This is a genomic window from Bacillus sp. N6 (assembly GCF_052805735.1).
This window is the reverse complement of record NZ_CM127843.1, coordinates 3,793,976-3,812,424: the sequence shown is the minus strand read 5'-3', so window position 1 is coordinate 3,812,424 and position 18,449 is coordinate 3,793,976. Positions and strand designations below refer to the sequence as shown.

The following is an 18,449-nucleotide window of genomic DNA, read 5'->3' as shown; positions in this document are numbered from 1 at the left end:
AAGGAGCGGTTTTTAAATGATAAAAGTAGTGTTTATGGGAACACCGGACTTTTCAGTGCCGGTGCTTCGTCGTCTTATTGAAGATGGCTATGAGGTAGTAGGTGTTGTGACGCAACCTGATCGTCCAGTAGGTAGAAAAAAAGTATTAACACCTACACCTGTTAAAGTTGAAGCGCAAAAACATGGTATCCCTGTGTTACAGCCGTTAAAAATTCGTGAAAAAGATGAATATGAAAAAGTATTGGCATTAGAGCCAGATTTAATTGTAACAGCTGCATTTGGTCAGATTGTACCAAATGAAATTTTAGAAGCACCGAAGTATGGATGTATTAATGTCCACGCTTCTTTACTTCCTGAACTTCGTGGTGGTGCACCAATTCATTATGCAATTATGGAAGGTAAAGAAAAAACTGGTATTACAATTATGTATATGGTAGAAAAATTGGATGCTGGTGATATCTTAACGCAAGTGGAAGTGGAAATTGAAGAGCGTGAAACGACAGGCTCATTATTTGATAAATTAAGTGAAGCTGGAGCACACCTTCTATCTAAAACAGTACCTTTATTAATTCAAGGTAAGTTAGAACCGATTAAACAAAACGAAGAAGAAGTAACGTTTGCTTACAATATAAAACGTGAACAAGAGAAAATTGATTGGACAAAAACAGGTGAGGAAGTATACAATCACATTCGCGGATTGAATCCATGGCCAGTTGCTTATACAACTTTAGCAGGACAAGTTGTTAAAGTATGGTGGGGAGAAAAAGTGTCTGTAACTGAACCGGCTGAAGCAGGTACGATTGTTGCAATCGAAGAAGATGGTTTTGTTGTAGCAACTAGTAATGAAACAGGTGTTAAAATTACTGAATTGCAACCTTCTGGTAAAAAACGTATGAGTTGTTCACAATTTTTACGTGGAACAAAACCTGAAATTGGAACGAAGTTAGGAGAAAATGCATGAGACAAAATGTTCGTGAATTAGCTCTTGATGGTTTAATTCAAGTGGAAAAAAGTGGTGCATATAGCAACTTACTTTTAAATAATCTAATTGAAAAAAGTGCAATTGATAGAAAAGATATTGGTTTATTAACTGAAATTGTATATGGAACGATTCAACGTCGTGACACATTAGATTATTATTTACAGCCTTTTTTAAAAAAGAAGGTTGAGGCGTGGGTAAGGGTATTGCTTCGCTTATCTTTATATCAAATGATTTATTTAGACCGAGTGCCAGAAAGAGCGGCTATTCATGAAGCGGTTGAGATTGCAAAGCGTCGCGGGCATAAAGGAATTGCTGGTATGGTGAACGGTGTATTACGTTCGATTCAGAGAGAAGGTGTACCTTCTGTAGATGAAATCAAGGATCCAGTAGAACGTCTTGCAATTGCGACGAGTCATCCAGTTTGGCTTGTACAAGAGTGGACTTCTGCATATGGCTTAGAAACTGCAGAGAAAATGTGCGAAGTAAACATGTTACCACCTGTACCAACAGCACGTGTGAATGTTGATAAGGTAACGGTAGAAGAAGCGATTGAGTTGTTGGTAAGTGAAGGTATAGAAGCAAAACGTGGTGACTTGTCAGATGATGCAATTCAGATTGAAAGAGGAAATGTAGCGCATACAGAAGCGTTTAAAAAAGGATTTCTTTCTATTCAAGATGAAAGTTCTATGCTTGTAGCACGCGCTTTAGAACCGAATACGGGAGATGCAGTTCTTGATAGTTGTGCTGCTCCAGGCGGAAAAACAACGCATATCGCGGAACGATTAAAGGGAACTGGTAAGGTCATGTCCCTTGATTTACATGCACACAAAGTACGTTTAATTAAACAGCAAGCAGAGCGACTTGGTCTAGAAAATGTCGAAACAAAAGCGCTAGATGCTAGAAAAGTGCAAGAGCACTTTGCAAATGAAACGTTTGATAAAATATTGGTAGATGCACCGTGTTCTGGATTTGGTGTAATTAGACGTAAGCCTGATATTAAGTTAGGAAAAGATAAAGGCGATAGTGAAAGATTATCGACGATTCAACTTGCGATACTAGAAAAAATAGCACCATTATTAAAACAAGGCGGTCGTCTTGTTTATAGTACGTGCACAATTGAGAAAATAGAAAATGAACAAGTAATAGATAAATTTTTAAAAGAACATCCTGAATTTGAATGGGATACTACGATAAAAGAACGTATGCCAGAAAAATTAAGTCCGTATATTAATGAAGGTCAAGTACAAATTTTACCGCATTATTTTGCAACGGATGGCTTTTATATTGCTTGTTTAAGGAAGAAGGTGTAGCATCATGGAAACAACTGTAAGAAAACAAAAGAAAAATGTAGAAACGAAGAAACCATCAATTTACTCTTTACAACTTCATGAAATGCAAGATTGGTTAAAGGAACAAGGAGAACCGAAGTTCCGCGCTGGACAAATTTTTGACTGGCTATATAAAAAACGTGTAAAAAATTATGAGGATATGTCAAACCTTTCTAAAGGATTGCGTGATAAATTGTCGAATTCCTTTGATATTACTACTTTAAACACGTTAGTAAAACAAACGTCTTCAGATGGAACGATTAAATTCTTATTCCAATTATATGACGGATATTCTATTGAAACGGTATTAATGCGACATGAATATGGAAATTCCATTTGTGTAACAACGCAAGTTGGTTGTCGTATTGGATGTACGTTCTGTGCTTCGACACTTGGTGGACTAAAACGAAACCTAGAAGCTGGAGAAATCGTAGCGCAAGTAGTAGAAGTTCAGCGTGCGCTTGATGAAACAGAAGAACGTGTAAGTTCTCTTGTTGTTATGGGAATTGGAGAACCATTTGATAACTACGATAATTTAATGGGATTCTTACGAATCACTAACCATGAAAAAGGACTTCATATTGGTGCTAGACATATGACTGTTTCGACGAGTGGAATTATCCCGAAAATTTATAAGTTTGCTGAAGAAGAACTACAAATTAATTTTGCGATTTCATTGCATGCTCCAAACTCAGAATTACGTTCAAAATTAATGCCGATTAACCGTGCTTATAAATTACCGGATTTAATGGAAGCTATTAAATACTATGTAAATAGAACAGGGCGCCGTATTACTTTTGAATATGGATTATTTGGAGGAGAAAATGACCAAGTTGAGCACGCTGAAGAGCTTGCTGCGCTCTTAAAAGGTGTAAAATGTCATGTAAACTTAATCCCGGTAAACTACGTACCTGAACGTGATTATGTACGTACACCACGTGAGCAAATTTTCTTGTTCGAGAAAACGTTAAAAGATCGTGGAGTGAATGTAACGATTCGCCGTGAACAAGGTCATGATATTGACGCAGCCTGCGGTCAGTTGCGTGCGAAGGAGCGCAAAGAAGAGACGAGGTGACGAGATGAAAGCCGTATTTCTATCGGATAAAGGAAAAGTTCGTCAACATAATGAAGATAGTGCAGGAGTTTTTCACAATTTAGATGGAAATGTTTTAGCGGTAGTAGCAGATGGAATGGGAGGTCATCGAGCTGGTGATGTAGCTAGCTCGATGGCCATTCAATTATTCCATGATTATTGGAAGCAAACGCATAATATGAATGAACCGAAAAAAGTAGAACAATGGTTACATACTAGTGTTGGGATTATTAATGAGCGCATATATGAATACGCTCAGCAAAATGTAGAATGTAATGGTATGGGAACAACGCTTATAATAGCTGTTTGTACACCAAGTTTTGTGACGATAGGGCATATAGGAGATAGTCGTTGCTATATGGTATCAGAAGGAGAAATGACGCTTGTAACGGAAGATCATTCGCTTGTAAATGAGCTTGTGAGACATGGTGAAATTTCAAAGGAAGATGCAGAGTATCATCCGAAAAAGAATGTGTTATTAAGAGCGCTAGGAACAGAAGAAAAAGTGGGATTAGATGTTAAAACGTTGGTGCTTGAGGAAGATGATCAATTACTTCTTTGCTCTGATGGGTTATCAAACAAAGTTTCTATTGATGATATGCAACAAATTTTACAGTTAAATGAACAGCTTGAAGGTAAAGGGCAGCGTCTCATTCAATTGGCGAATGATCGCGGTGGAGAAGATAATATCACACTTGTTCTTATTGATTATGCGGGTTCGACAAACGAAAGTAGGTGAAGTGCAACGTGCTGATTGGAAAACGCTTAAATGACCGTTATAAGCTGCTGAAAATGATTGGTGGTGGCGGAATGGCCAATGTATATTTAGCTCATGATGATATACTTGGCCGAGATGTAGCGGTAAAAATATTAAGACTCGACTACTCAAATAACGAAGAGTTTATTAAACGTTTCCATCGAGAAGCGCAGTCTGTTACAACGTTGTCGCATCCAAATATTGTGAATATGTATGATGTCGGAGAAGAAGATGGTATATATTATCTTGTCATGGAATATGTACCCGGGCAAACATTGAAGCAATACATAATTGAGCGAGGTATGTTACCTATAGGAGAAGCTCTTGATATTATGGAGCAGTTAACATCCGCCATGGCACACGCCCATCATTTTGAAATTGTGCATCGTGATATAAAGCCGCACAATATTTTAATTCGAGCTGATGGAATAATAAAAGTAACAGATTTTGGAATTGCGACAGCTACAAGTGCAACAACAATTACACATACAAATTCAGTACTGGGTTCAGTCCATTATTTATCACCAGAACAGGCACGTGGCGGGATAGCAAATAAACAATCGGATATTTATTCTCTTGGAATAGTTATGTTTGAATTGTTAACAGGAAGACAACCGTTTTCTGGCGAATCTGCTGTTGCTATAGCTTTAAAACATTTACAAAGTGAAATCCCATCACCAAAAAGATGGAATGAAAATATTCCGCAAAGTGTTGAAAATATTATATTAAAGGCAACTGCAAAAGATCCTTTCCATCGATATCAATCTGCCAATGCTATGAAGCGAGATATTGAAACTGCGCTATATCCAGAGAGGATAAATGAGCAACCATTTTACATACCAGAAGATATGGAAGCGACGAAAGCGATTCCGATTATTCAACAAGAACAATTATTTGAAAATGTAAGTGATGAAACGATTGTTTTAAAAGGGAGTAAAGTGGAAGAACCGATAAGAGCAGAAGCAGCTGAGTTAGATAAGAAGAAAAAACGGAGTAACAAGTGGCTTAAAGTTTTAATTTCAACATTTTTATTTTTAGCAATAGGAATAACATTAGCGCTTACGGTTATTCCAGGATTATTTATTCCGAAAGATGTGAAAGTTCCTGATGTGGCTGGTATGAAATACACGACAGCTGTAAATACGTTAGTAGAAAAGGGCTTTGAGGTGACGGAGCCTAATATTGTATATACAGATGATATTGAAGTTGGGGATGTAATAAAAACGGAACCTGTAGCAGGAAGAGTCGTAAAAGAAAACGCTAAAATTACTATCTATCAATCAGGTGGAAAAAAGAAAAGTAAGATGGCGAATTTCACAGGGCAAAACTTTGAGAGTGTAAAAGCTGAGTTAGAAGAAAAATATAAACAAGTTACAGTAAATTATATTGAAAATGATAAGCCGAAAGGTGAAATTGTAGAGCAAATTCCGACGCCTGATCAAATGGTTATAGAAGCGGAGCAAGAACTGAAAATCTGGGTAAGTAAAGGTCCTTATCAAATTAGACCAGGTGACTTTTCGGGATGGACTGAAAATAGTGTAACTGGTTATTTGAATGAGAGAAAACTAACGTCAGATATAAAACGAGAGTATTCAGATTCAGTCGAAAAAGGACTTGTAATTTCGCAATTTCCAAAACCAGGTACACCATTAAAAGAGGGAGATAAAGTAACTATTATTATCTCTGATGGTCAAAAGCCTAAAGTGACTAAAACGGTAAAAGTGGACAATATCTCTATCCCATATGAGCCTGCTGTAACAGGTGAAAAAAAGCCGCAAACAATAGAAATTTATAAAGAAGACATGCAGCAAAAAATGGATAGACCGGTTGAAACGAGAACAATTACTGAATCAGCGACTATTTCTTTAGAATTTGTAATTCAAGAAGGTTCAAAGGGACACTATAAAATTGTACGAGATGGAGTAACGATTATTGATAAAGAAGTACCATATCCAACTCAATAATAGTGAAAGTCTACTTATTATTATTGCCTGTTATGCTGTCTACAAAGTGGACGGTATAGCAGGCAAAAATATATGATTCAAAAAGCTAGTAAAGTGATGCAGCTGTAAATATTTTTTTGCATTTAATGGGAAATTTAATGTATATTAGCGAAAGTATATATGGTAGGTTTTGAAATCGTTATTTGGAAAATTTAAATCCATTCATTTTTAAATTCAGCATCACCTTATACAAAAAAAGGAGAATTCTATGCCAGAAGGAAAAATTATAAAAGCTTTAAGTGGGTTTTATTACGTGCAGCATGAAGAAGGGGTTACGCAATGTCGTGGGCGAGGTGTATTTAGAAAAAATAAAATTACACCACTTGTAGGAGACCAAGTTGTTTTTCAGGCAGATAATCCAACTGAAGGTTATGTGCTTGAAGTGTTTGATCGAAAAAATGAACTTGTTAGACCTCCTATTGCTAATGTCGATCAAGCGATCCTTGTGTTCTCTGCAGTAGAACCAGATTTTAATCCTGGACTGTTAGATCGATTTTTAGTGCTGATTGAATATCATAACATTAAGCCAATTATTTGTATTAGCAAGATGGATTTAGTAGATGAAAAGATGAAAGCAACTGTTGAAGCTTATGCGAATGATTATCGTGAGATGGGTTATGATGTTTTATTTACTTCTATTAATACGTCAGAAAGTATTGATATATTAAAACCATACTTAGAAAATTGTGTTTCTGTCGTTGCGGGTCAATCTGGTGTTGGGAAATCTTCAATGCTTAATGTGCTACGTCCAGAATTAGAGCTGAAAACAAATGATATTTCCTCCCATTTAGGACGCGGGAAGCATACGACAAGACACGTAGAATTAATTGCAATTGGGAGTGGACTAGTAGCAGATACACCGGGTTTTAGTTCACTAGATTTCATTGATATAGAAGTAGAAGATCTTACATATTGTTTTCCAGAGTTGAAAGAAGCGAGCCAATACTGTAAATTTAGAGGGTGTACACATCTTTCTGAACCGAAATGTGCTGTGAAAGCTGCGGTTGAAGAAGGGAAGATTACAGAATATCGCTATAAGAACTATAAACAATTCGTAGAAGAAATTAGAGAGAGAAAGCCGAGGTATTAGTTATGATTAAAATTGCACCATCGATTTTATCAGCAGATTTTTCAAAATTAGGGGAAGAGATTAAAGATGTAGAAAAGGGCGGAGCGGATTACATTCACGTTGACGTAATGGATGGACATTTCGTACCAAATATTACGATTGGACCATTAATTGTAGAAGCTATCCGTCCAATTACATCATTACCATTAGATGTACATTTAATGATTGAAAATCCTGATAACTATATCCCGACTTTCGCACAAGCGGGAGCGGATATTATTACTGTTCACGTAGAGGCGTGTCCGCATCTGCATCGTACAATTCAGTTAATTAAATCTCACGGTATTAAAGCGGGCGTTGTATTAAATCCACATACGCCAGTTTCAGTGATTGAGCATGTATTAGAAGATATAGATATGGTATTACTTATGACAGTAAACCCTGGATTTGGTGGACAGAAGTTTATCCATTCTGTATTACCGAAAATTAAACAAGTTGCAGACATGGTGAAAGAGCGCAATCTAGAAGTAGAAATTGAAGTTGATGGTGGTGTAAATGCTGAAACAGCAAGACTTTGTGTGGAAGCAGGAGCAAATGTACTTGTAGCTGGATCAGCAGTATACAATCAAAAAGACCGCGGTGAAGCAATTCGCGTAATTCGTGGGTAGTGATGAACTTTTATCCTAGTAAGGTATTCATAGGATAGGGTAAAAATATGTAAAAAGGCAATCTACCGAATGGCAGATTGCCTTTTTACAATGGAAGGGGAAGAAAAAATGATTATTCATATTTTGGCAGGAGGACCTTCGGAATATTGCGCAGATTTTGCTCGATATGAGAATGAGGAAGTAGTGTGGGCTGCGGTTGATAGGGGAGTATACCGTCTATTAAAGAAAGGGATTACCCCGGCTGTTGCGTTTGGAGATTACGATTCAGTTACTGAAGAAGAATTAGTATGGATGGGACAGCAAACAAACGAATTACATATTGTTCCGCGGGAAAAAGATCAAACGGATTTAGAAATTGCAATCAACTGGGCATTAGGACAGAAGCCGGCACTAATTCGTATTTTTGGTGCTACCGGTGGAAGACTTGATCACGGTTTGGCAAATATACAAATGCTTTTAAAAGGGTTAGAAGTAGAGATAGAAATGTGTATTGTGGACAATAAAAATGAAATAACAGTTAAAAAAGTGGGTACACATATAATTGAAGAAAATAAAAATTTTCCTTATGTATCTTTTGTACCAGTTACTGAAATAGTGGAAGGGATTACATTGTTTGGTTTTAAGTACCCTCTTACTAATAAAACAATAGAGTGGGGATCAACACTTTGTATTAGTAACGAACTCGTTGAGGAAAAAGGTACTTTTTCATTTACTTCTGGCATATTAATGTTGATAAGAAGCACTGATTGAAGAAACAATTTTGCTCCTTACATCATATAGTGACCAAGTGGAGTAATGGGGATTAGGAGGGAAACCATGAGATTTTATACAATTAAGTTACCTAAATTTCTTGGTGGAATTGTTCGTGCAATGTTAAATACCTTCAAAAAAGATTAAAAAAAGCACCTATCACCGGTGCTTTTTCCATTGTTATAGTAAAAAAAGAGCCTATCGGCTCTTTTTTTTATTATTAAACACGTTCGATTTTGCCAGATTTTAATGCTCTAGCAGAAACGTAAACACGTTGAACTTTTCCGTCGATGCGTACGCGAACTTTTTGAAGGTTAGCGCCCCACTTACGTTTTGTAGCGTTCATTGCGTGAGAACGAGAGTTACCAGAACGAGCTTTTCTTCCAGTAATAGCACAAACACGAGCCATTTATATTTCCCTCCCTTGATACCTTACCATACGTAATTTTTCAATGTTAGTCTTTTATGCGATGCTAAAAACACTACTATAATTTAACACAACTAAAAAGAGAATGCAACACCGTAGAAAAAAGAAATCAAGAAAATTTACTTGACACTATATGTCAATGAAGAAAAGTTAAAATCCATAAAAATTGCTTGACATATTATAGTGGTACATGTTGTATAATAACAATGGACTATTTTGCTCATCATAAAAAAGTGTAATTTAAAACATAAAATATGAGAGTGAAAAGAAAGAACGATGGAATTTTCTTTAAAAAGATTATATGATAGTAACTAAAGTAGTCTAGCTCACTTTCACCATTTATGAAGGGGGAAACGAGATGTCAATTGAAATTAAAACGAAGTACGGTCAAATTGATATTAGTACAGATGTAATTGCAACAATTGCTGGAGGTGCCGCGGTAGATTGCTACGGTATCGTAGGTATGGCATCAAAAAATCAGTTAAAAGATGGATTAACAGACATTTTACGAAAAGAAAACTTCACTAGAGGTGTTATTGTTCGTAAAGATGAAGATGAAGTACATATTGATATGTATATTATTGTGAGCTATGGTACGAAAATTTCAGAAGTGGCACATAATGTGCAGACGAAAGTGAAATATACATTAGATCAAACTGTAGGACTAGCAGTAGATTCTGTAAACATCTACGTACAAGGAGTTAAAGTAATAAACTTGTAATGTGCATTAAGGAGGAAAATCTGTGTCAATTCAAAAAATTGATGGAAAACGTTTATCACAAATGATCATGCAAGGAGCGAATAATTTAACAAATAATGTTCAGCTTGTTGATGCATTAAACGTATTTCCAGTTCCAGATGGCGATACCGGTACAAACATGAACTTATCTATGACTTCAGGTGCGCGTGAAGTGAAAGCAAATCCTTCACAGCATGCTGGTAAAGTCGGCGTAAGTTTAGCCAAAGGATTATTAATGGGAGCTCGTGGTAACTCTGGAGTTATTCTATCTCAGTTGTTCCGTGGTTTCTCTAAATCCATTGAACAAAAAGAAGAATTAACAACAGTTGATTTTGCTGCAGCACTAGAAGCTGGAGTAGAGGCGGCTTATAAAGCGGTTATGAAACCGATTGAAGGAACGATTTTAACGGTTGCAAGAGAAACGGGTAAATATGCAGTAACAGTTGCGAAAAAACAGCGCGACTTTGTTTTGTTTATGGAAGACGTTGTGAAAGAAGCAAACGCATCGTTAAATCGTACGCCAGATTTATTACCTGTATTAAAACAAGTTGGCGTTGTAGATAGCGGTGGTAAAGGTCTTGTAGTAGTATACGAAGGATTTTTAGCTGACTTAAAAGGAGAAACGATTTCTTCTGATGCACCGACGCAAACATCTATGAATGAGATGGTACGCGCAGAACATCACCGTAGTGTACAAAGCCAATTGAGTACAGAAGATATTAAGTATGGATATTGTACGGAGTTCATGGTGAAATTAGAGGCTGAAAAGGTGAAAGAGCATAATTTCTCTGAACAAAAATTCCGTGAAGATATTAGTGTATATGGTGATTCTCTACTAGTTGTGTCTGATGATGAAATTGTAAAAGTTCATATCCACGCAGAACATCCTGGAGACGCTATGAACTACGGGCAAAAATACGGTAGTTTAATTAAGATTAAAGTAGAAAATATGCGTGAACAGCATACTGCTTTATTAGATGAACCTGCTATGGTTCCTGAACAACCAGCTCAATCGAAAGAAAAACAACCATATGGTATCGTAACTGTGGCAATGGGGTCTGGTATTAAAACTTTATTTGAGAGCATCGGCGCAACGAAAGTTATCGAAGGTGGTCAAACGATGAATCCAAGTACGGAGGATATCGTGAAGGCAATTGAAGAAGCAAATGCTGAAAAAATCATTATTTTACCGAATAACGGAAATATTGTAATGGCAGCAGAACAAGCGGCATCAGTTGTAGATCAAGAAGTTATTGTTGTTCGTTCGAAAACAGTTCCTCAAGGTATGGCAGCGATGTTAGCATTTAACCCAGTTGGAACGTTAGAAGAGAATGAAGAAAACATGCAAGAAGCTTTATCTCATGTGAAAACAGGTCAAATTACGTATGCTGTACGTGATACGGAAATTGATGGTGTAGCAATTCAAAAAGATGACTTCATGTGTATTGCAGATGGAAAAATTGTATCTACAAATGCTGAAAAAGTAGGAGCTGCGAAGCAATTACTAGAAGCGCTTATTGATGAAGATTCTGAAATCGTAACGATTCTACAAGGTGAAGATGCAACTGACGAAGAAGTAGCGGAGTTAGTTGAATTTGTAGAAGAGAAATTTGAAGATGCAGAAGTAGAAGTGCATGCTGGAAACCAACCAGTGTATTCTTTCATCTTCTCTGTAGAATAAGATAAGATTCGTTTTGAAAATAAATGGATTACTTACTTGCTAATGGATAAGAAGTAGTAATATGAAGTTTATTACTAGTTTTTATTCAAAAGGCTAGCATATTGAAGAGAGAAAAGAGCCTTGCTGCTAATAGTGAGGCTCTTTTTTACTTGTTTTATATAAGGGATTTGAGTAGTTTCTCTTAGAATGCCTATGATAGAATATATAAGGTGAAAGAGAGCGATTACAGATGCTAATTGGTACTCAAATAAAATGCAATAAAGAAAATAATGTGACGGGGTGTGAGAATCTTGAATGATGTTGTACAAGTTCCTGTTACGGATGTAAAGGGGATCGGAGGAGAAACATCTGAGTTACTACATGAGATGGGGATTTATACAGTTTCTCATCTATTAGAACATTTTCCGTACCGTTATGAAGATTATGCGATGAAAGATCTTGCTGAAGTAAAGCATGATGAACGTGTAACGGTTGAAGGGAAGGTTCATAGTGCTCCTTTGCTGCAATATTATGGTAAGAAGAAATCGCGTCTAACAGTTCGTGTTCTCGTCGGTCGTTATTTAATTACGGCGGTATGTTTTAATAGGCCTTACTATAAGCAAAAATTAACGTTAGATGAAACGGTAACGATTACTGGTAAATGGGATCAACATCGTCAAACAATTGCTGTATCAGAACTTCATTTTGGGCCAGTTGTACGTCAACAAGAAGTGGAGCCTGTTTACTCAGTAAAGGGGAAACTTACAGTAAAACAGATGCGTCGTTTTATTGCTCAAGCGTTAAAGGAATATGGAGATTCTATAGTCGAAGTGTTACCGGATGGTTTGTTAGGCCGGTATAAATTATTACCAAGATATGAAGCACTTAAGGCTTTGCATTTTCCGGTAGGACAGGAGGATTTAAAGCAAGCGCGTCGCCGTTTTGTATATGAGGAATTTTTCTTATTTCAGCTGAAAATGCAAACACTGAGGAAAATGGAGAGGGAAAATTCAAAAGGGACTAAGAAAGAGATTCCGTCAGTAGAATTACAAGAATTTATCGATGCATTGCCGTTCCCGTTAACTGGTGCGCAGCGCCGAGTTGTAGATGAAATTTTAAAAGATATGACATCTCCTTATCGGATGAACCGACTATTACAAGGTGACGTTGGTTCTGGGAAAACAGTTGTTGCTGCGATTGGTCTTTATGCATCGAAATTAGCTCATTATCAAGGTGCTTTAATGGTTCCTACAGAAATTTTAGCTGAGCAACATTATCAGTCGCTTGCTGAAACGTTTTCGCATTTTGGTATGAAGGTGGAACTGCTAACAAGTTCTGTTAAAGGTGCAAGACGCCGAGAAATTTTAGCGAAGTTAGAACAAGGTGAAATAGATATTCTTGTTGGAACGCACGCTTTAATTCAAGATGAAGTTATATTTCATAGGTTGGGTCTCGTTATTACAGATGAACAGCATCGATTTGGTGTAGCGCAGCGCCGAGTTTTACGGGAGAAAGGTGAAAGTCCAGATGTATTATTTATGACAGCGACACCAATTCCGCGTACGCTTGCAATTACTGCATTTGGAGAGATGGATGTTTCGATAATCGATGAGATGCCAGCAGGTAGAAAGGTGATTGAAACATACTGGGCAAAACATGATATGTTAGATCGCGTCCTCGGTTTTGTTGAGAAGGAAATAAAAAAAGGAAGACAGGCATACGTTATTTGTCCTCTAATTGAAGAATCTGAGAAACTTGATGTGCAAAATGCTATCGACTTACATAGTATGCTGACGCATCATTACCAAGGGAAATGCAAAGTTGGATTGATGCATGGGAGATTATCGTCTCAGGAAAAAGAAGAGATAATGGGCCAGTTTAGTGAAAATAAAGTGCAAATTCTTGTATCGACAACAGTTGTTGAGGTGGGTGTGAACGTACCGAATGCGACTGTGATGGTTATTTATGATGCAGAACGTTTCGGTTTATCGCAGCTTCATCAGCTTAGAGGGCGTGTCGGGCGTGGTAGTGAACAATCATATTGTTTATTAATAGCAGACCCTAAATCAGAAACAGGAAAAGAAAGAATGCGCATAATGACTGAAACAAATGATGGATTTGTATTGTCAGAAAAAGATTTAGAATTACGAGGTCCTGGAGATTTCTTTGGGAGTAAGCAAAGTGGCTTACCAGAATTTAAGGTTGCTGACATGGTACACGATTATCGAGCGTTAGAAACAGCAAGGCAAGATGCGGCGATACTAGTAGATTCAGAAGCATTTTGGCACAATGATCAGTACGCTGCCTTGCGTACGTATCTTGATGGGACAGGTGTGTTCCAAGGAGAGAAGCTCGATTAAAGGGAGTCAACAAAAATTTTTGTTGCATTCTACTTTTAATGATTATATACTACTGTTAGTACCTAGTCATAAAAATGGATGGTGCGGTATGAAGAAAAGAAGAAGTAAAAAAGAAAGACAAGAATTATTACAACAAACAATCGAATCAAATCCTTTTATTACGGATGAAGATTTAGCGGAAAAATTTCAAGTGAGTATACAAACAGTACGACTGGATCGTATGGAATTGTCTATTCCTGAATTAAGAGAGAGAATTAAACATGTAGCGACAAAGCAACATGAAGAAGATGTGAAATCTTTACCGTTAGAAGAGGTTGTCGGAGAAATTATTGATATTGAATTAGATAGACATGCAATCTCTATCTTTGAAGTAAAGGTAGAACATGTATTTAAAAGAAATCAAATTGCCCGTGGGCATCATCTGTTTGCGCAAGCAAACTCACTAGCTGTTGCGGTTATTGATGAAGAATTAGCTTTAACTGCAAAGTCTACCATTCGATACATTCGCCCTGTAAAATTAGGAGAGCGTGTTGTTGCAAAAGCGCGTGTTGAAGACGTAGAGAATGATAAGGGACGGACGGTTGTCAAAGTGCGTAGCTTCGTTGGAGAAGAACTTGTTTTTACAGGCACTTTTGAAATGTATCGATCTAGTAATTATAGTGAGGAAGGTAACAACTTATGAAAATCGCAATAGATGCAATGGGCGGAGATCACGCTCCAAAGGCTGTAGTATTAGGGGCAATGAAAGCTATTAAGGAATATTCTGATCTACATATTACGTTAGTAGGGAAAGAAGAGGAAATTCGTCAATATTTAACGAGTGATGAACGAATTACTATTCTTCATACAGACGAAAAAATAGAATCGACGGAGGAACCAGTAAGAGCGGTTCGTCGAAAAAAACAAGCTTCAATGGTACTTGCGGCACAGCAAGTAAAGGATGGAGAAGCAGACGCTTGTATATCCGCAGGTAGTACAGGAGCTTTAATGGCAGCTGGATTATTTGTTGTCGGTCGTATGGAAGGAATTGAGCGACCAGCTTTATCGCCTACAATGCCAACTGTAGATGGAAAAGGTTTTGTTATGTTAGATGTTGGAGCAAATGTTGATGCAAAACCAATTCATTTATATCAATATGCAGTAATGGGATCTGTTTATGCTGAGAAGGTAAGAGGAATTGAAAATCCTCGTGTTGGACTATTAAACGTTGGAACAGAGGATGGAAAAGGAAACGAGCTTTCAAAGCAAGTATTTGCAATGCTTAAGGATGCGCCAATTAATTTCGTTGGGAACGTTGAATCGAGAGATTTATTGCAAGGTGTAGCAGATGTTGTTGTATGTGATGGTTTTACAGGGAATGTAGCGTTGAAATCATTAGAAGGAACAGCACTTGCGCTATTCTCTATGTTGAAAGAACAACTAATGAGTTCGTTTACGAGCAAATTAGCAGCGGCGGTATTAAAGCCAAAACTTATGGTATTAAAAGATAAAATGGATTATTCGGAGTATGGGGGAGCTGCATTATTTGGATTGAAAGCACCTGTCATTAAGGCTCACGGTTCTTCTAATGACCAGTCGATATTTAGTGCGATTCGTCAAACGAGAGAAATGGTAGCGAAAGAAGTAATTCCTACAATTTCAAGCGTAATGGAGAAAGAGTCACTCCAATAAGAGGAGGATTTGAAATGGGAAAAATAGCATTTCTTTTTCCGGGCCAAGGTTCACAGGCAGTTGGAATGGGTAAACAATTAGCAGAGAATAATAAAGAGGTTGCAAAAGTGTTTGTAAAAGCAGATGAGGTGTTACAAGATTCACTTTCAGAAGTGATTTTTGAAGGACCGCAGGAAAAGCTTACATTAACAACAAATGCTCAGCCTGCATTATTAACAACAAGCTTTGCTATTTTGACAGCTTTGAAAGAGTATGACATTACACCTGACTTTGTCGCTGGTCATAGTTTAGGTGAATATAGCGCTCTTGTAGCAGCTGGTGCATTAACTTTTGAAGATGCGGTATATGCTGTAAGGAAACGCGGGGAATATATGGAAGAAGCTGTTCCGGGCGGGGAAGGTGCAATGGCAGCTATATTAGGTGCTGACCCACATATGCTGAAACAAGTTACAGAAGAAGTAACAAGTGAAGGATATGCAGTGCAAATCGCTAATATGAATAGTACGAAGCAAATTGTAATTTCTGGAACGAAGCAAGGCGTAGAGCTTGCTTCTCAAAGAGCGAAAGAAAATGGTGCAAAGAGAGCAATTCCACTAAAAGTAAGTGGGCCATTCCATTCTTCACTTATGAAGCCGGCAGCTGAGAAGTTCCAAAGTGTTTTGAATGAAATTACAATTCATGATACGAATATTCCTGTTATTGCAAATGTTACGGCGGATGTTATTACACGTGGTGCCGACATTCAAGAAAAGTTAATCGAACAGCTTTATTCGCCTGTATTATGGTACCCGTCTATTGAATGTATGGTGAAGCAGGGAGTAGATACATTTATTGAAATTGGACCTGGAAAAGTACTTGCTGGACTTATGAAGTCAATTGATTCATCAGTGAAAGCATATGCGATATATGATGAAGAGACATTAAAAGATACCATTTCAAATTTGAGAGGAGAAAACTGATGTTAAAAGGGAAGGTAGCATTAGTAACTGGCGCTTCACGTGGAATTGGTCGCGCGATTGCGATTGATTTAGCGAAACAAGGGGCAAATGTAGTAGTAAATTATGCAGGTAATGAACAAAAAGCAAATGAAGTAGTAGATGAAATTAAGAAATTAGGTTCTGATGCAATTGCGGTAAAAGCAGATGTTGCAAATGCTGATGATGTTACAAATATGGTGAAACAAACAGTAGATACATTTGGACAAGTTGATATTCTTGTAAATAATGCTGGTGTAACAAAAGATAATTTATTAATGCGTATGAAAGAAGAAGAATGGGATACAGTTATTAATACAAACTTAAAAGGTGTATTCTTATGTACAAAAGCAGTATCTCGTTATATGATGCGTCAACGTCACGGTAGAATTATAAATATCGCTTCTGTTGTGGGTGTTATAGGAAACCCAGGGCAAGCTAATTATGTTGCTGCTAAAGCGGGTGTTATTGGATTGACAAAAACATCTGCAAAAGAGTTAGCAAGTCGAAATATTACTGTGAATGCAATTGCGCCAGGCTTTATTGCGACTGATATGACTGATGTACTAGATGAGAATATTAAAGCCGAAATGTTAAAAGTTATTCCAGCTGCTCAATTTGGTGAAGCGCAAGATATCGCGAATGCTGTAACGTTTTTTGCTTCTGATCAAAGCAAATATGTTACAGGTCAAACGTTAAATGTTGATGGCGGTATGGTAATGTAATAAAAGAATCGATTTCACCTAGTTTTTTTGGTCAATATTTAATATAATATTTGAGGGGAGGTGAATGGAATGGCAGATGTTTTAGAGCGCGTAACAAAAATCATCGTTGATCGTTTAGGAGTAGAAGAGACTGAGGTAGTACCAGCTGCAAGCTTCAAGGAAGATTTAGGAGCAGACTCCCTAGATGTAGTAGAACTTGTAATGCAATTAGAAGATGAATTCGAAATGGAAATTTCTGATGAAGATGCTGAAAAGATTGCTACTGTTGGCGATGCTGTGACTTACATAGAGAGTCATCTATAATGCTTAAGTGAAGTCCCGTTTTTTAGCGGGGCTTTCTGGCTTATATCTGGAGGGACCTATGCCGTACCGAAAATATAGAGAAAAAAAATACGAAACAAAATATCGTGAAGCATTTAAAGTGTTTCAAGAAAAGATAGGTATTACGTTTACAGATGAAAAATTATTGATTCAAGCATTTACGCATTCATCGTATGTGAATGAGCATCGAAAAAAACCGCATGAAGATAATGAGCGTCTTGAATTTCTTGGAGATGCAGTATTGGAACTTACTGTATCGCAGTATCTGTTTCAAAAATATCCGACAATGAGCGAAGGAGAGTTAACAAAACTACGTGCAGCTATTGTATGTGAGCCATCTCTTGTTCGTTTTGCGAACGAATTGTCATTTGGTAGCCTTGTTTTATTAGGAAAAGGTGAAGAAATGACAGGTGGACGTGAACGACCAGCTTTATTAGCGGATGTCTTTGAAGCGTTTATTGGTGCCCTTTATCTTGATCAAGGGTTAGAAACAGTTTGGGAATTCTTAAAAGAAATTGTATATCCGAAAATTAATGAGGGTGCTTTTTCTCATGTGATGGATTATAAGAGTCAGTTACAAGAATTGATTCAGCGTGATGGTAGTGGCAATGTTGAGTATCAAATTTTGCAAGAAAAAGGACCAGCTCACAATCGAGAATTTGTGTCACGTGTTACGTTAAATAACGTAGCTTTAGGTCTTGGTAGTGGTAAGTCGAAAAAAGAAGCAGAGCAACAAGCTGCTGCAGAAGCATTGAAAAAATTAAAAGAACAACTATAAGGAATCCCCCTTTGAATGAGGGGGATTCCTTGTGCATAGAATGAAACTTTCTTTTTGTTTGTAAATAAAAAGAAGGTAAATCCGTATAATAGCTTGTTGTTGTATAGAGAACATTTATAACGACGGAAAATAGGAGGAAGGCCT

The 18,449-nt window shown here is 37.2% G+C and carries 19 protein-coding genes; 18 read left to right on the top strand and 1 reads right to left on the bottom strand.

Going from position 1 to position 18,449, the window contains the following annotated elements; translation table 11 throughout:
* The first annotated feature begins 16 nt into the window (after positions 1–16).
* The 9 genes from fmt (at position 17) to spoVM (ending at position 8,797) form a co-directional block, all read left to right on the top strand.
* Positions 17–961 carry a methionyl-tRNA formyltransferase gene (fmt, locus tag ACUXVC_RS19450; protein WP_029443122.1) on the top strand — a complete coding sequence of 315 codons (945 nt, stop codon included), beginning with the start codon at positions 17–19 and terminating at the stop codon, positions 959–961.
* Positions 958–2,292, top strand: coding sequence for a 16S rRNA (cytosine(967)-C(5))-methyltransferase RsmB (gene rsmB, locus ACUXVC_RS19445; protein WP_144465485.1), 1,335 nt, complete (start codon positions 958–960; stop codon positions 2,290–2,292). Before fmt ends, rsmB begins: the two co-directional genes overlap by 4 nt.
* Positions 2,293–2,296: 4 nt before the next feature.
* Entirely contained in the window at positions 2,297–3,385 is a 1,089-nt protein-coding gene (gene rlmN / locus ACUXVC_RS19440; RefSeq protein ID WP_000450550.1) for a 23S rRNA (adenine(2503)-C(2))-methyltransferase RlmN, read from the top strand.
* A gap of 4 nt (positions 3,386–3,389) precedes the next feature.
* Complete coding sequence (locus ACUXVC_RS19435) at positions 3,390–4,142, top strand: Stp1/IreP family PP2C-type Ser/Thr phosphatase (protein ID WP_000648708.1); 753 nt, start codon at positions 3,390–3,392, stop codon at positions 4,140–4,142.
* Between the two features lie 8 nt (positions 4,143–4,150).
* Positions 4,151–6,124: a Stk1 family PASTA domain-containing Ser/Thr kinase gene (pknB, locus tag ACUXVC_RS19430; protein WP_000904746.1), complete on the top strand. Its 1,974-nt coding sequence runs from the start codon at positions 4,151–4,153 to the stop codon at positions 6,122–6,124.
* 247 nt (positions 6,125–6,371) lie between these two features.
* The gene (rsgA, locus tag ACUXVC_RS19425) at positions 6,372–7,253 is read left to right on the top strand and encodes a ribosome small subunit-dependent GTPase A (RefSeq protein ID WP_001113932.1); all 882 of its coding nucleotides are present in this window, start codon (positions 6,372–6,374) and stop codon (positions 7,251–7,253) included.
* Between the two features lie 2 nt (positions 7,254–7,255).
* Positions 7,256–7,900 (top strand): ribulose-phosphate 3-epimerase, encoded by a 645-nt coding sequence (gene rpe / locus ACUXVC_RS19420; RefSeq protein WP_000589974.1) that lies wholly within the window; start codon positions 7,256–7,258, stop codon positions 7,898–7,900.
* A gap of 69 nt (positions 7,901–7,969) precedes the next feature.
* Positions 7,970–8,650, top strand: a complete 681-nt coding sequence (locus ACUXVC_RS19415; protein WP_000752665.1) for a thiamine diphosphokinase — start codon at positions 7,970–7,972, stop codon at positions 8,648–8,650.
* A 66-nt stretch (positions 8,651–8,716) separates the two neighbouring features.
* Positions 8,717–8,797: a stage V sporulation protein SpoVM gene (gene spoVM, locus ACUXVC_RS19410; RefSeq protein WP_001213599.1), complete on the top strand. Its 81-nt coding sequence runs from the start codon at positions 8,717–8,719 to the stop codon at positions 8,795–8,797.
* A 73-nt stretch (positions 8,798–8,870) separates the two neighbouring features.
* On the opposite strand, the gene rpmB is transcribed toward spoVM, so the two are convergent.
* Complete coding sequence (gene rpmB / locus ACUXVC_RS19405) at positions 8,871–9,059, bottom strand: 50S ribosomal protein L28 (protein WP_000124776.1); 189 nt, start codon at positions 9,057–9,059, stop codon at positions 8,871–8,873.
* 376 nt (positions 9,060–9,435) lie between these two features.
* Here rpmB and ACUXVC_RS19400 point away from each other — a divergent pair, with 376 nt between their 5' ends.
* From ACUXVC_RS19400 to rncS, 9 genes are all read left to right on the top strand, one after another.
* Entirely contained in the window at positions 9,436–9,798 is a 363-nt protein-coding gene (locus ACUXVC_RS19400; protein ID WP_000021109.1) for an Asp23/Gls24 family envelope stress response protein, read from the top strand.
* Positions 9,799–9,820: 22 nt separating this feature from the next.
* Positions 9,821–11,497, top strand: coding sequence for a DAK2 domain-containing protein (locus ACUXVC_RS19395; RefSeq protein ID WP_000027131.1), 1,677 nt, complete (start codon positions 9,821–9,823; stop codon positions 11,495–11,497).
* Between the two features lie 290 nt (positions 11,498–11,787).
* A complete protein-coding gene (gene recG / locus ACUXVC_RS19390) occupies positions 11,788–13,836 on the top strand; it encodes an ATP-dependent DNA helicase RecG (protein ID WP_053563756.1) in 2,049 nt (682 codons plus the stop codon).
* Positions 13,837–13,924: 88 nt separating this feature from the next.
* Positions 13,925–14,518: a transcription factor FapR gene (fapR, locus tag ACUXVC_RS19385; RefSeq protein WP_000747349.1), complete on the top strand. Its 594-nt coding sequence runs from the start codon at positions 13,925–13,927 to the stop codon at positions 14,516–14,518.
* Positions 14,515–15,507, top strand: a complete 993-nt coding sequence (gene plsX, locus ACUXVC_RS19380; protein ID WP_000684100.1) for a phosphate acyltransferase PlsX — start codon at positions 14,515–14,517, stop codon at positions 15,505–15,507. Before fapR ends, plsX begins: the two co-directional genes overlap by 4 nt.
* A gap of 14 nt (positions 15,508–15,521) precedes the next feature.
* Positions 15,522–16,466: an ACP S-malonyltransferase gene (fabD, locus tag ACUXVC_RS19375; protein WP_053563757.1), complete on the top strand. Its 945-nt coding sequence runs from the start codon at positions 15,522–15,524 to the stop codon at positions 16,464–16,466.
* A complete protein-coding gene (gene fabG / locus ACUXVC_RS19370; RefSeq protein ID WP_000911769.1) occupies positions 16,466–17,206 on the top strand; it encodes a 3-oxoacyl-[acyl-carrier-protein] reductase in 741 nt (246 codons plus the stop codon). The genes fabD and fabG overlap by 1 nt, the downstream gene beginning before the upstream one ends.
* A gap of 69 nt (positions 17,207–17,275) precedes the next feature.
* Positions 17,276–17,509, top strand: coding sequence for an acyl carrier protein (gene acpP / locus ACUXVC_RS19365; RefSeq protein ID WP_000786062.1), 234 nt, complete (start codon positions 17,276–17,278; stop codon positions 17,507–17,509).
* Between the two features lie 58 nt (positions 17,510–17,567).
* Entirely contained in the window at positions 17,568–18,305 is a 738-nt protein-coding gene (rncS, locus tag ACUXVC_RS19360) for a ribonuclease III (protein WP_001146875.1), read from the top strand.
* The last annotated feature ends 144 nt before the right edge of the window (positions 18,306–18,449 follow it).